At 70.6% G+C, this 12,691-nt stretch carries 16 protein-coding genes; 12 read left to right on the top strand and 4 right to left on the bottom strand.

What is annotated here, in order from left to right; all coding sequences use genetic code 11:
- Positions 1 to 343 precede the first annotated feature (343 nt).
- Positions 344 to 2,257 carry an HWE histidine kinase domain-containing protein gene (locus tag BM066_RS14810; RefSeq protein ID WP_089929123.1) on the bottom strand — a complete coding sequence of 638 codons (1,914 nt, stop codon included), beginning with the start codon at positions 2,255 to 2,257 and terminating at the stop codon, positions 344 to 346.
- Positions 2,258 to 2,454: 197 nt separating this feature from the next.
- On the opposite strand from BM066_RS14810, the gene BM066_RS14805 reads away from it, so the two are divergent.
- The 3 genes from BM066_RS14805 to BM066_RS14795 all read left to right on the top strand — a co-directional run bounded on the left by BM066_RS14805 (position 2,455) and on the right by BM066_RS14795 (position 3,938).
- Positions 2,455 to 2,841, top strand: coding sequence for a hypothetical protein (locus BM066_RS14805; protein ID WP_089929121.1), 387 nt, complete (start codon positions 2,455 to 2,457; stop codon positions 2,839 to 2,841).
- The gene (locus tag BM066_RS14800) at positions 2,838 to 3,233 is read left to right on the top strand and encodes a hypothetical protein (protein ID WP_089929119.1); all 396 of its coding nucleotides are present in this window, start codon (positions 2,838 to 2,840) and stop codon (positions 3,231 to 3,233) included. Before BM066_RS14805 ends, BM066_RS14800 begins: the two co-directional genes overlap by 4 nt.
- 87 nt (positions 3,234 to 3,320) lie before the next feature.
- A complete protein-coding gene (locus tag BM066_RS14795; RefSeq protein ID WP_089929117.1) occupies positions 3,321 to 3,938 on the top strand; it encodes a superoxide dismutase in 618 nt (205 codons plus the stop codon).
- 14 nt (positions 3,939 to 3,952) lie between these two features.
- Here BM066_RS14795 and BM066_RS14790 read toward each other — a convergent pair whose 3' ends face one another.
- Together BM066_RS14790 and BM066_RS14785 are read right to left on the bottom strand one after the other, a co-directional pair.
- The gene (locus BM066_RS14790; RefSeq protein WP_089929115.1) at positions 3,953 to 4,804 is read right to left on the bottom strand and encodes a metallophosphoesterase family protein; all 852 of its coding nucleotides are present in this window, start codon (positions 4,802 to 4,804) and stop codon (positions 3,953 to 3,955) included.
- Positions 4,801 to 5,649, bottom strand: a complete 849-nt coding sequence (locus BM066_RS14785) for a diacylglycerol/lipid kinase family protein (RefSeq protein ID WP_089929113.1) — start codon at positions 5,647 to 5,649, stop codon at positions 4,801 to 4,803. The genes BM066_RS14790 and BM066_RS14785 overlap by 4 nt, the downstream gene beginning before the upstream one ends.
- Positions 5,650 to 5,803: 154 nt before the next feature.
- Between BM066_RS14785 and BM066_RS14780 the strand changes: the two genes are divergently transcribed.
- From BM066_RS14780 to BM066_RS14765, 4 genes are all read left to right on the top strand, one after another.
- A complete protein-coding gene (locus tag BM066_RS14780; RefSeq protein ID WP_089929110.1) occupies positions 5,804 to 6,145 on the top strand; it encodes a glycine zipper domain-containing protein in 342 nt (113 codons plus the stop codon).
- Positions 6,146 to 6,228: 83 nt separating this feature from the next.
- Positions 6,229 to 6,696: an OmpA family protein gene (locus BM066_RS14775; protein WP_089929108.1), complete on the top strand. Its 468-nt coding sequence runs from the start codon at positions 6,229 to 6,231 to the stop codon at positions 6,694 to 6,696.
- Positions 6,697 to 7,015: 319 nt separating this feature from the next.
- A complete protein-coding gene (locus tag BM066_RS14770; RefSeq protein WP_177218463.1) occupies positions 7,016 to 7,225 on the top strand; it encodes a hypothetical protein in 210 nt (69 codons plus the stop codon).
- 11 nt (positions 7,226 to 7,236) lie between these two features.
- The gene (locus BM066_RS14765) at positions 7,237 to 7,488 is read left to right on the top strand and encodes a hypothetical protein (RefSeq protein ID WP_089929104.1); all 252 of its coding nucleotides are present in this window, start codon (positions 7,237 to 7,239) and stop codon (positions 7,486 to 7,488) included.
- A gap of 87 nt (positions 7,489 to 7,575) precedes the next feature.
- Here the strand turns inward: BM066_RS14765 and BM066_RS14760 are convergent, their stop codons facing one another.
- Positions 7,576 to 8,376 (bottom strand): anti-anti sigma factor/receiver protein PhyR, encoded by an 801-nt coding sequence (locus tag BM066_RS14760; RefSeq protein WP_089929103.1) that lies wholly within the window; start codon positions 8,374 to 8,376, stop codon positions 7,576 to 7,578.
- A 245-nt stretch (positions 8,377 to 8,621) separates the two neighbouring features.
- Between BM066_RS14760 and BM066_RS14755 the strand changes: the two genes are divergently transcribed.
- The 5 genes from BM066_RS14755 (at position 8,622) to BM066_RS14735 (ending at position 12,688) form a co-directional block, all read left to right on the top strand.
- Positions 8,622 to 8,807 carry an anti-sigma T factor NepR gene (locus BM066_RS14755; protein ID WP_028040104.1) on the top strand — a complete coding sequence of 62 codons (186 nt, stop codon included), beginning with the start codon at positions 8,622 to 8,624 and terminating at the stop codon, positions 8,805 to 8,807.
- 2 nt (positions 8,808 to 8,809) lie between these two features.
- Entirely contained in the window at positions 8,810 to 9,415 is a 606-nt protein-coding gene (locus BM066_RS14750) for a sigma-70 family RNA polymerase sigma factor (protein WP_089929101.1), read from the top strand.
- On the top strand, positions 9,412 to 11,124 hold the full coding sequence (locus tag BM066_RS14745; RefSeq protein WP_304441216.1) for a sensor histidine kinase PhyK: 1,713 nt from the start codon (positions 9,412 to 9,414) through the stop codon (positions 11,122 to 11,124). The genes BM066_RS14750 and BM066_RS14745 overlap by 4 nt, the downstream gene beginning before the upstream one ends.
- 70 nt (positions 11,125 to 11,194) lie before the next feature.
- Positions 11,195 to 11,329, top strand: coding sequence for an entericidin A/B family lipoprotein (locus BM066_RS14740; RefSeq protein ID WP_089929099.1), 135 nt, complete (start codon positions 11,195 to 11,197; stop codon positions 11,327 to 11,329).
- 297 nt (positions 11,330 to 11,626) lie between these two features.
- A complete protein-coding gene (locus BM066_RS14735; RefSeq protein WP_089929093.1) occupies positions 11,627 to 12,688 on the top strand; it encodes a hypothetical protein in 1,062 nt (353 codons plus the stop codon).
- Positions 12,689 to 12,691 lie beyond the last annotated feature (3 nt).

The following is a 12,691-nucleotide window of genomic DNA, read 5'->3' as shown; positions in this document are numbered from 1 at the left end:
GGTTTCTCCCGAAAGGGATCGAGACCGGGTCCGGCTAAGCCTCAACAGGGCTGCCCACCGGACGCTGGCGGAAAACGACCGCGCGGAGCGATCGGGCTTCGTCGAAACGGTATTTATCAAAGAACTCCGGACGTCGTCCGGCGCTCCGCGACCCTTTCCATCAGCTCAGCGGCCAGCCGCGTGAGGACGACAGATCGTGCCCGCTATCACTTGCCCCCACCTGGCGGCTTCGCCGCCTGTCCGCCCCCAGAGGGGGCGGAGCCTTCGCACCGGCGCTCTTCCCCCTCCGGGGGAAGACGACCGCGAAGCGGTCCGTAGGGGGCAAGTGATGGATCCGTCTTCCCTACCGCCCCGTCACCGACGCCAGGGCCCGGGCGATCTGGTGGACGTTGTAGGGCTTGCGGACGATCGGGGCGTCGAAGCCCATCGGGGCGGCCTTGTCGGCGTAGCCGGTGGCGAACACGAACGGCCGGCCCTCGCGGCGCAGCACCTCGGCGACCGGGGCCACCGACTGGCCGTTGAGGTCGGCGTCCAGGACCGCCGCGTCGAACGACAGCTCCAGCATCTGCAGCGCCTCGGACAGCTCGGCCGCGCAGCCCACCACCTCGACGCCCGAATCCTCCAGTCCCGCCTCCAGCTCCATGGCCAGCAGCAGCGAGTCCTCGACGATCAGCACCTTCAGCCCGGCGATGTCGCCGGCCTTGAAGCTGTCGTCGCCGCCGCCCACGGTTTCGACGATGCGGGCGTCGGGGGTCTCGACCGGCTCCGGCTCGGGCTCGTCGATCAGGGCGTCGGCGGCGGCGTGGATCATCGCCGTGACGCCGCTGCGCTTGTATTCGACGGTCGCCCGCCCGCCCAGCTCGCGGCCGACCACGTCCTCGATCAGGGTCATGCCGAAGCCGCGCACGTCCGGCGGCGAGGTCATCGGCCCGCCGGTCTCCAGCCATTCCAGATTGAAGCCGCCGTCGGGGGCCACGCGCCAGACCACCTCGACCCGGCCGCTCTCGACCGACAGCGAGCCGTACTTGACGGCGTTGACGGCCAGCTCGTGCAGGGTCAGCGACAGGGCCGCCGCCGCGCGGGGCGTCAGGAACAGCTCCGGCCCGTCCCAGCGGGTCTGGTTGGGGGCCAGGCCCCCCAGCTCGGCCGCCGCGATCCGCGCCAGGGTGGCGCCGCGCCAGCGGGCGGCGCTGAGCAGGTCGTGGGCCGAACTCATCGACTTCAGCCGGCCGTTGAAGGCCTTCAGGAAGCCGTCCAGGGACGAGGCCTTGCGGGCCGACTGGCCGGCCACCGACTGAACGGCGGCCAGGATGTTCTTGATCCGGTGGTCCAGTTCGGTGAGCAGGTTCTCGCGCTGGTCGTCGGCGTCCCTGCGGGCGGTGACGTCCTGCACCACCCCGATCAGCCGCAGCGGCCGGTTGCCGGAATCCCGGACCAGCAGGCCGGCCACGCGGTTCCAGACCACCTTGTGCGGGTCGGACGCCTGGCGCCGGAACTCGACCTCGTAGCGTCCCTGGGCCTTCAGCTGGGCCTCGACCTCGGCGCGGACCGTCTCGCGGTCGTCGGGGTGCACGAAGCCGTACAGCGCCTCGCCGCCCTGGGCCGGCGCGACGCCTTCGGGGACCTCGGTGATCGACGCCATCCGGGCGCTGACCCGGACGGTGTCGGCCGCGACGTCCCAGACGAACTCGCCCAGGTTGGCGGCGTGCAGGGCCAGGGCGATCCGTTCGCTGTCCAGCGTGCGCTCGGCGACGTTGCGGGCGGTCTCGGCGTCGTGCAGCAGCTCTTCCATCGCCAGGGCGGCCAGGTCGGCCAGGGCCTCGGTCAGGCTCGGGTCGACGGCGTCGCGGGGCGCGGGATCCTCGACGGTCAGCAGGCCGACGATCTCGCCCGACGCCGTCTTCAGAGGCGCGCAGGCGAAGAAGCGGCTGTCCGCGCACCAGGGGCGCAGGATCTGGTCGGGATCGCCGGCGAGGTCGGGATGGGCGACCACGCGGTTCTCGCGCAGCCGTTCGGCCAGGCCGGGGGGGCGAGGCTCCTCGAGATGGTCGAACCCGACCTTGGCCTTCAGCCAGACGCGGTCCCTGCCGATCAGGCGGATCGCCGCGCGCGGGGCGCCGAACAGGCGCGAGGCCAGGCGCACGATGCGGTCGAATCGGGGGTCGGCCGGGTCGCCGTCGAAGACGCGAAGGGCGTCGAGGGCGCGCAGCCGCCGCGCCTCCTGATCATCCGTCAGCGTTCCACCCGCATCGTCCATGATTCGACCATAAACCGGGTTCGCGCGAGGCGCGAGATCGATAAAGCCGGCGCCCCGCCATCGGGGGTGAAGATCCCCTGTGGTGAAGCTCCAACCTTAAGGCTACAATGGAACTCGTCGCCTTGGCTTCGCGTTGTGCGGGCGCAGCTCTGCAGCTGCCCGCCCCCCACAAGCCGAGCCGCGAACCGGAGATCATCATGCCCGACAACGCCCTCAATCCCGCCCTGAAGGAAGCCAGCAAGGCTTCGTCGAACGCCGGCGCCGCCCTCGACCACGCCGAGCGCAGCTTCGGCGAGGCGGCCAACGCCGCCCGCGGCAACTTCAGCGAGGCCGCCTCGGCCGCCAAGGCCAATCTTGCCGACGCCGCCAAGCGCATCGAAGCGTCCCTGACCCAGGGCCTCGAAACCCTGCGCGCCCAGACCCGCACCTACACCGACACCGCCGGCCAATCGGTCGACGAAGCCAGCCGCTATGTCAGCGAACGCGTTCGCGAGCGGCCGATCACCGCCACCCTGGCCGGCCTCGGCGTCGGCGTCCTGCTGGGCCTGCTGCTGGCCGGAAACCGCGGCGGCCGCGACAAGTGATCTTCGGCAAGACCCTGACGACCCTGGCAGCGGCCGCGGCGATCGCCGCGGCCGCTGCCGTGAGCGTGTTCGCCGCGGCCTTCGCGCTGTTCGCGGTGCTGCAGCCCCATCTCGGCGCCGCCGGCGCGGCGGCGGTGGTCGCCGCGGTCGCCGCCGCGGTCGTCGGCCTCGCCGGCCTGCTGGCCGCGCTCAAGGCCGAGGAGAAGGCCCGCCCGGCCCCCGCGCCGGACGCCCTGGCCTTCGCCGAGAAGGCCATCGAGATGGTCAAGGAGCGCCCGATCCTGACCGTCGGCGCCGGCCTGGCGGCTGGGATCATCGCCTTCCGCAACCCGGCCCTGGCGGCCATCGTCGCCAAGGCGCTGCTGGATTCGCAAAAACCGCCGCAGCGTTAGCGGCAATCGACAAGACGAGCCTTTCCCGCCTCTGGTTTTCTGGGCCTCCCCGCCCATCTTCCGGGGGCGTTTTGCCCTGGAGCGATCATGTTCAAACTCCCCGACCTCCCCTACGCCTATGAAGCCCTGGAGCCGACCATCTCGGCCAACACGCTTCATTTCCACCATGACAAGCACCACGCGGCCTATGTGAACGCGCTGAACGGCCTGCTGCCGGAAGGCGACAAGCGCCCGCTGGAAGCGGTGATCCGCGAAGCCGGCCCCGGCAAGGTGTTCAACAACGCCGCCCAGGCCTGGAACCATGCGTTCTTCTGGGACTGCATGAGCGCCGACAAGGCCGCCCCGTCGACCGAGCTGGCCGCCGCCATCGCCGAGGCGTTCGGAGACCTGGCCGGCCTGAAGGAAAAGTTCGTCGCCGAGGGCGTCGGTCACTTCGGTTCGGGCTGGGTCTGGCTGGCCGTGCAGGACGGCAAGCTGGTGGTGATCTCGACCCACGACGCCGACGACACCCTGACCAAGCCGGGCGTCACCCCGCTGCTGGTCTGCGACCTGTGGGAGCACGCCTACTACCTGGACCACCAGAACAATCGGAAAGGCTTCCTGGAAGCCTGGTTCGACGTCCTGCCCAACTGGGCGTTCGCCGACGCCCAGTTCGCCGCGGCCAAGGGCCAGGGCGAGGCCTGGACCTATCCCGAGCCGGCCTGATCGGTTCCAGCCTTCTAGATCCGGAGCGGCGCGACCTCGGTCGCGCCGTTTTCGTTCGGGCCCTCGGGCGCGCAGCGACGCGGCACCGACCATGTCCGGAAGGTCGTGAACCGGGTGCGCTCGAAGGCCAAGGCGGTGACGCGGATGTCGACGTCGTCGACCTCGATCAGGTTGAAGCTGGGCGGCACGCCGCGCTCGCGCACCGACAACGTCCCCGAGCCCACCGCCTGGGTGCAGCCGTCCGAGAACGGATAGGGATGCACGAACGGCGCGTGGATGTGGCCGGTCAGGACCAGGTCCACCCCGGCGTGCGAGAAGGCCTGGGCGGCCGCCGTGCCGCCGTGTACCCGGGCGGTCATCGGGCCGCCGATCATCTCGATCAGCGGGTGATGGCAGACCACGATCTTCAGGGCCCCCGGCGCCGCGCCCCTCAGGTCGGCGCAGACCTCGCGGACCTGGCGGCGCGACACCGCGCCCTTCGACCAGTTCAGCCGCAGCTGGAAGGCGCGGGCCGAGTTGAGGGTGACGACCGTGGCGCGCGGATCGTCCCAATCGCTGTTCATCCGCTCGCCGAACCGGCGCTCGTAGCGTCGCCACGGGGCGACCAGCCGCGTCAGGATTTCGCGGGGACCCGCGAACGGGGTGTCGTGATTGCCCGGCGTGACCAGGCGCGGCCGGGGCAGGCGGTCGAGCCAGGCCTGGGCGGCGTCGAATTCCTCGATCTTGCCGTCCTTGGTCAGGTCGCCGGCGGCGATCACCAGGTCGGGCCGCTCGGCGTGGATGCGCTCGACCGCCGCCTCGACGGCGGCCTTGTGCTCGCCGCCGAAATGGATATCGGAGACCTGGACCAGCTTGAGCGGAGTCATGAGGCGGGAACCAGGGCGCGGAAGGCCTTGGGGCGGAAGCGGATGCTGACGGTGTCGCCCAGCCGCACAGGCTCGCCGTCGAGGATGGCCGGGATCGGACCTCCGGCCCAGACCTTGCCGATCCGGCAGCGGCCGACGATCACCGACGGGTCGTTGCGCCAGTTGCCGGTCACGGTGTTGACCCCCAGGCGGAAGATGTCGAGCGCGCTGGCGGGATCCAGGGCGGCGGCCTCCAGGGCCTGCGCGTCGGCGTCCAGGTCGGCCGAGACCAGGGGGCACAGCAGGCTCAGCGCCTCGGTCTTGCCCTTGGGACGGCCGTCCAGCACGTAGCGCAGCCGGCTGGAGAAGGCGCGGCGCAGGGCGCGGCGGGCGCGCATCAGCGCCAGGGCGGCCCGGCCAGCCCGCGCCGCCTCGCGGGCCTGCGCCCACAGGGCCGGGCTGCCGAGGATGGCGGCGACGAAGAACAGCCGGCCGTCGATCTCGCCGCCGGAGATCATCCGCTCCCGGCCGCTCTTCAGGCAGTTGGCCATGGCCTCGGGCCACGGGATGGCGCCGTACAGCGCGTGGGGCAGCATGTTCATGGTGCCGCCGGGCAGGGGCGCGATCAGGGGGCCGTCGGGGCCGGCCATCTCGGCGGCGGCCCGCGCGGTGCCGTCGCCGGCCACCACCAGCAGGGCGTCGGGCTTGGAATCGAGGGCGTCGCGCAGGCAGGCGGTCAGCTCGCCCTCGCTGGGGGCGTGGACCCGTCCCGTAACCCCGTGCTCGGCCAGGATGGCCTCGGCCTGGGCGGGCGCCTCCTTGCCCACCGAGCCGGAAGCGATGTTGGTGACGACTTCCACACGCATGCGAAGTTCCAGGGCGCGCGGGGCGCCGGGCCAGGGCGCGGATGCGCGAGGAAGGTTCGAGACCAGAAACGGCGGCGCTTGACGGCGGTTCCCGGAACCGTTGGCGGGCGCGGCTCGTTTGCCTGCGTGGGACAAGCTCGAACGGAGAGCCACGATGAACAAGACCTTGATCGCCCTCTTGGGCGTCGGCGTGCTGGCCAGTGCTTGCACCGCCACCGGCAACACCGAACGCAACGCGGCGGGCGGCGCGGCCCTGGGCGCCTTGGCGGGCGCGATCGTCGGCAACAATGTCGGCGGCGGCAGCGCCACCACCGGCGCCGCCGTCGGCGCGGCCCTGGGCGGCACCATCGGCGCCGTGAAGGGCTGCCGCGAGGACGGCGGCTGCGGCGCGACCAACGTCAATCGCCGTCAGTACTATGACGAGCGCGCCGGACGGTATTACTACTACGACTCACGTAGCGGTCGTTACTACTGGGAAGACGGCAGCCCCCGTTAAGGCGGGCCGGGCCGAACCCTCGTAAAGGCGGCCGGCTTGCGTCGGCCGCCTTTTGCGCGCCGTGGCGTCAGAGAGGGCAAGCGATGAAGACGATCGGACGGGCGATAATCGGCGCGGCGGCGCTGGGCGGCCTGGTGGTGGCGGGATGCACAAGCCATCCCTGGCCCAAGACGCGGTCGCAGATCGTGCAGATGGCCCCCAGCTGCGAGGACTTCTCGGTCCAGATCTATTTCGAGAGCCGTTCGGCCCAGCTGACCAACGAGGCGCGCTCGGTGCTGAAGGGCGCCGACGCCCTGGCCACGGGCTGCAAGGTCGCCTCGGTGAGGGTCGTCGGCCTGGCCGACGCCGTCGGGGCCCCCGACGCCAACCTGGCGCTGTCCAAGCAGCGCGCCGAAGTCGTGACGCGGGCGCTGGACAAGATGGGCTACAGCAACGTGGCGTTCGACGTCGGGGCGGCGGGCGACGCGGGGGCCATGACCAACGACGGCGAGAACCGGCCCCTGAGGCGCCAGGCCGACATCCGCTTCGATCTGGACGGAAAGCTGCGCTAGCCGCGGCCAGACCGGCGCGCCCAAAACGCGCACGAAAAAGGCGGATCCAAACGGGTCCGCCGAACGGTCGTTCAAGGGTAGGGTGCGGAGGCAGCAGGCTGGCTTTCACCAGCCTCAAGTCGGGGGGGCGTCGCCGCCTCCGCAATTCGAAAACGCCGCTTCCAGAAGGCGGTTCCCGCCGCGCGAAACTTTTTTCACTCTTCCCGCGATTATTTTCCGTGACGCGTTCCCTTTCGGCCAAGCCTGAAAGGGAACGCCGCGAGGGACCGGACGTTGATTTCCCGAAGGCCGCGTGGCCTCGCACCGGGGAGCAAACGTCGTGATCCGCACCTTCAGAGCCGAGCATGGTGGTCTGGCCTTCGAGAGCGCGCCGACGCGCCGACAGAGGGTCCGGCGCAACCGCATCATGGCCCTGGCGGTGATCGTCGCGGTGGCGGCGTCGGCGGGCGTTCTCCAGCACTTCAACGACAACCTGGCTTCCAGCGCGCCGACGAAACCTGGCGCGGGAGCCTATTCCGCCGCCCGATAAGGAGGCTCAAGATGCCCGCCGACCTCGAACACCCCCATCCCGTCGTCAACGCGACCCGCGCGCGCCAGGGTCGTTGGGGCAAGCATGTCTTCTGGGTGCTGGTCATCTCGACCGTGCTGGCCGCCGCGGCGCTGTTCGGCGCCTGGGGGCTGCGCTCGGGCGACCTGGCTGGCGTCGAACACACCACCGGCGCGACCACCACCCAGGAAGCCGAGCAGTATTCCACGCCGCAGACCCCGGTCAGGCAGACGCCCGCCAACTAACCCCGCTTCGCGGTCGCCCGCGCCAAGCCCATGAAAAAGGCCCCGGTGAAAGCCGGGGCCTTGATCGTTTTGGGCGTCTGACCGGGATCAGGCCGCCTTTTGGGTCCGGCGCGGGTGGAAGAACAGCGCCTGGCCGATCGCCGCCTTCACTGTTTCCGGCTGGAAGGGCTTGGTGATCAGGAAGGTGGGCTCCGGACGCTCGCCGGTCAGCAGGCGCTCGGGGAAGGCGGTGATGAAGATCACCGGCACGTCGAGGCGGGCCAGGATGTCCTTGACCGCGTCGATGCCCGACGAGCCGTCGGCCAGCTGGATGTCGGCCAACACCAGGCCGGGCGTGCGGCGGGTGACGGCGTCGACCGCCTCGCCGCGGGTGGCGGCGATGTCGATCACGTCATGGCCCAGTTCCTTGACCAGGGCCTCGATGTCGGCCGCGATCACCGGCTCGTCCTCGATGATCAGGACCTCGGTGGCCAGTTCGGCGTCGATCTCGCTCTGGGCCTCGGCGATCAGCCGTTCGACCTCGGCGAAGTCGCAATCCAGGATCTGCGAGGCTTCGGTGGGGGTGAAACCTTCCAGGGCTGTGAGCAGGAACGCCTGGCGCGACCGCGGCGCGATCCGCATTAGGCGCTGCGAGGCGTCGTCGGCCGCATTGCCCGAGTCGTCGCGGCGGGCCTCCAGCTGGGCGCCCGAGGACAGCCAGATGGCGTGGAACACGCGGTACAGCGCGACCCGGGGCGACAGGTTGGCGTCCAGCGACCGTTCGCCGGCCGCCAGGGCTTCGAGCGCGACGCGGACATAGTGGTCGCCGGTGGTCTGGTCGCCGGTCAGCGCGCGGGCATAGCGACGAACGTAAGGCAAGTGCGGCGCCAGCCGGGCAAGAAGACTCATGACCCCTCCCGTGTGAGTGTCTTCGGAAACAAAAAAGCCTGCGGTGCGGTGAAGCTGCGCCGTTCGGCCATCCGAACATAAACGCAACCCTCAGACGGCGGTTCCATGGCGGCTTCCGAACCGACAACAATTTTGCCATCATACGCTCAAGCTTGTGGAACCCCATAGGGAATCCGACGTTGTCATCCGGCGTACACTCATTCGGCCAAAGGGGGCGGGCGCCGCGTCTTGTCGGCGTCGAGGACATGATCGAACACGTACCCATGGAAGATCACCGCAAAGGGGCGGCTGCGCTCGACGAAGCCCGGCTCCGCCAGCAGGCTATAGGCGTCAAGCTTCGTCAGATGTTCGACGAGGTCGTGAACGAGCCGGTGCCCGACGAGTTCCTGGACATCCTGCGCAAGGCCGAGACGCCTTCGGGAGAGCGTTGAGCATGAGCGAAACGCAAGTCGGCCGGTCACCGTTCGATCCGGTCCGTGACGGGACCTTCAAGAAGGAACTCGTCACGCTCATTCCGCATCTGCGGGCCTTCGCCCGCACCCTGACCGGCGACCCCACCGCGGCCGACGACCTGGCGCAGGACGCCATGATGAAGGCCTGGGACGCCCGCGCCAGCTTCCAACTGGGCACCAACATGAAGGCCTGGACCTTCATGATCCTGCGCAACCAGTTCTATTCCGAAAAGCGCCGGTCCTGGCGCCAGAGCCAGCTCGACCAGGAAGCGGCCGAGCGCACCCTGGTGGCGGTCGATGATCCCGAGGCGCCGGTGGCCTTGGACGAGCTGCGGCTCAGTCTGGCCATGCTGCCGCCGGAACAGCGCGAAGCCTTGATCCTGGTCGGGGCCGGCGGCTTCGCCTACGAAGAGGCCGCCGAGATCTGCGGCTGCGCCGTGGGCACGGTGAAGAGCCGGGTCAGCCGGGCGCGGCGGGCCCTGCAGGCGATTCTCGAGGCCGGCGCCTACGACCGCGACGGCGCCGCCGCCGGCGACGCCATGTACGCCATCCTGGCCGACGCGGAGAGACTGAGCACCCTGCGGTGAAGTCCCTCCTCGGGCGAGGGGCCGGCGCGGTCGGATCCATCCGGGTCCGGCTGGCCGGCGCGCTGTTTCTCGCGCTCCTGCCCGTCCTGATCCTCGGCGTCCTGCAATCGGTCTTCGCCTTCAAGGCGGAGGCCGATTCGCGTCGCCAGAGCCTGGAGCTGGCGGCCGGCCGCAGCGCCGCGATCGCCCGGGCCCGCATCGAGGCGGCCGGCGTCCTGCTCCAGACCTTGGGGCCTGGCTCGGTCGGGCTGGAATGCACCCAGCGGCTGGACACGGTGAAGCAGCGCCTGCCGGGCTACGCCAACCTGATTCGCTTCGACGCCTATGGCCGGGTGTCGTGCGCGGCGGCCACCACGCCGCCGGACGCCACGCGCGCCAATCGGCGGTGGTTCCAGCGCCTGGCCGCCGGGTCGCACATGGTGGTGGCCAGCATTCCCGGCGTCGCCTACGCCGACGAGCCCGCCGTCCTGACCGCCGTCCGGGCCGAAAAGCGCGACGGCCGTTTCGACGGGGCCATGGCCGCCGTGCTGACCCTGTCGTCCATCCAGCCGGAGACCGCCAATCGTTACCTGCCGGGCGGGGCGGAGGTGGCGCTGGCCGATTCGGAGGGCCACGTCTTCGCCGCCACCAACCGGCGGGCGTTCGGAACCCCGTCCATGGCCTGGCGGGACCAGGCCCTCCACGGCGGCTCGGCCCTGTGGTCGGGCCGCGACGCCGACGACCGCCCGCGCGACTTCTCGGCCGCGCCGCTGGTCGGCCAGGAGGTGTTCGTCATCCTGTCGGCCAAGGCCCCGGGCCTGGCCTCGTGGGCTTGGCTGAACCCGATGCTGCGCCTGCTGGCGCCGCTGCTGGCCTTCGTTCTGGCCCTGGCGGCCGTGCTCTACGCCACCGAGCAGGCGGTGATCCGCTGGATCGTCTATCTGCGCCGGGTCGCGGCCATCTACGCCCGGGGCCGGTTCACCGTGCGCCCGCTTCAGGCCGAGCGCGCCCCGCCCGAGATCCGCGAACTGGCCGCCACCCTCGACGACATGGCCGCCGGCATCGTCGCCCGCGACGCCTCGCTGCGCGACAGCCTGGGCGAGAAGGACGCGCTGATGCGCGAGATCCATCACCGGGTGAAGAACAACCTGCAGATCATCTCGAGCCTGCTGAACATGCAGCAGCGGGCCTTGACCGATCCCGCCGCCCGCACGGCCCTGAACGACACCCGCCAGCGGATCACCGCCCTGGCCCAGATCTACCGCGCGCTCTACCAGGGCCCCGACCTCAAGCGGGTGGACCTGCGGCCGTTCCTCGAGGAGCTGACGGCCCTCCTGCTGGCCGGCGACATGTCGACCGGCGGCGCCATCCGCACCGAGGTCCACGCCGACCCGCTGGTCATCGACCCCGATCGCCTGGCGCCCCTGGCCCTGTTCGCGGTCGAGGCCATCACCAACGCCCAGAAACACGCCCTGGCCGAACGCGGCGGCACGCTGACGGTCGACTTCTTCGTGCGGGGGGAGGAGGCCGAGCTGGCGATCGGCGACGACGGCCCCGGCGCGCCCATGGGGCCGGTCGAAGGGGTGGGCCGGACCCTGATGACCGCCTTCGCCCGGCAACTGCGCGGCAAGCTGCTGTTCGACGCTTCGCCGGCCGGCGGCCTGTTGGTGCGGCTGGTGTTCCCGACGCCCGAGGCGCCGCCGGTCGAGCCAGCCGCGACCGGAACCTAGCAAGCACGCCCCACGTTCAACTGAGGCAACACCTTGAACGCCCAGTGGGGGCGATCACCGGAGAAGACCCATGCGCAAGCTCATCATCCTGGCTGCGATCGCGGCCAGTCTCACCGTCGCCGCCTGCAACACCGTCGAAGGCGCCGGCAAGGACGTTTCGTCGGCCGGCAAGGCCGTCACCGACACGGCCAAGGACGCCAAGTAGTCCTTGGTCGAAAGCTCAAGGCCCGGGCGACCGGGTCTTCGAACGAGCCCGTCGATTCCGAATCGGCGGGCTTTTTCGCGCCCGTGTCCTTGCGCCGGGCCTGTCCCAGGCTTCATTTCGAGATTTCGAGAGTGAAACTTGGAGACGACCCGGCAATTTGCGGTCGCGCTTCGTAGCATTCGATGTCGTGCGTAGCGCCCCGGTTACAAATCTCCTTCCGGTCCAACCTGAACCGATATCCGCCAGCCAAGCTGGGGCCTCAGCCTGTGGTCGTCTGTCCACGGGGGTGATTTCGACTTGCCGCGACCGTCTTCCGCGCCGATCTTCGTCCACAGCGGCTGGCGGTGCTCCAGCACCTATGTGTGGCATCGCTTCCGCGCCGTCCCCGAGGTGACGGCCTATTACGAGCCCTGGCACGAACAGCTGGCCCGGCTGACGCCGGAATGGATCGAGCGCGAACGGCCGGCCACCAGCGGCCTACGCCACCCGAACGAAGGCCGGCCCTACCTGTCGGAGTTCGCCGGCCTGTTGAAGCCGGGCGGCGGCGTCCGCGCCTTCGAGACGCGCCTGGCTCTGGACGGCTACTTCCTGCCGGCCGAGCAGGAGGATCCCGGCCAGGCCGCCTATGTCGAGACGGTGATCGCGGCGGCGCGGCGCGAGGACCGCACTCCGGTGCTGGCCTGCTGCCGCACGCTGGGCCGGATCGGCTGGTTGCGGCGGCGGTTTGGCGGCACCCATATCGTGTTGATCCGCGACCCGGTGCAGCAGTGGCGGTCGTTCTATTCGCTGCGCAAGCGGCCCCGGCCGACCTATTTCGAGCTCTGCCAGTACGTGATCCTGTCCGAAGCCGCGGGCGGCGAGGCCGGAGCCCGGCGGCTGGGCCTGGCGGCCGGGAAGGGCGAGCTCGCCGACCGCATCCAGGCGGTGCGCAGGCGGCTGAAGCGGGCGCCCGCCCGGGTGTCGTTCGCAGCCTTCCTCGCGGTCTATGTGCTGTCCTATGTGGCGGCCCTGCCGCGCGCCGATTTGGTCATCGACGTAGACCGCCTGGGCGCCGATCCCGAATACGCCCGCACCATGGCGACGGCGATCGAGGTGCTGACCGGCGTGAGGCTGGACTTCAGCGACTGCCGCACGCCCGCGCCGCACGCCGGCCGGCTGCCTGTCGACTACCGCAAGGAGGCCGTGGCGATGATCGAGGCGCTGGATCTCTCCGCCACGCTGACGGCGCCGGGACCGGTCCAGACCCTCTATCGCAAGCTGGTCAGGGCGTTGCCGGAGCGGGAGCGGGCGACGCCCTGGGCGCGGATGCTGGCGCTCTGGCGCGGGCGAGGGGCCAGGCTGGGCGCGGCCCGGGCCTGAGGC

Origin of the sequence: Caulobacter sp. UNC279MFTsu5.1, assembly GCF_900114015.1 — a bacterium.
Lineage (GTDB): Bacteria > Pseudomonadota > Alphaproteobacteria > Caulobacterales > Caulobacteraceae > Caulobacter.
The sequence above is the reverse complement of the archived record's forward strand: the minus strand, read 5'-3'. Positions and strand labels throughout refer to the sequence as shown.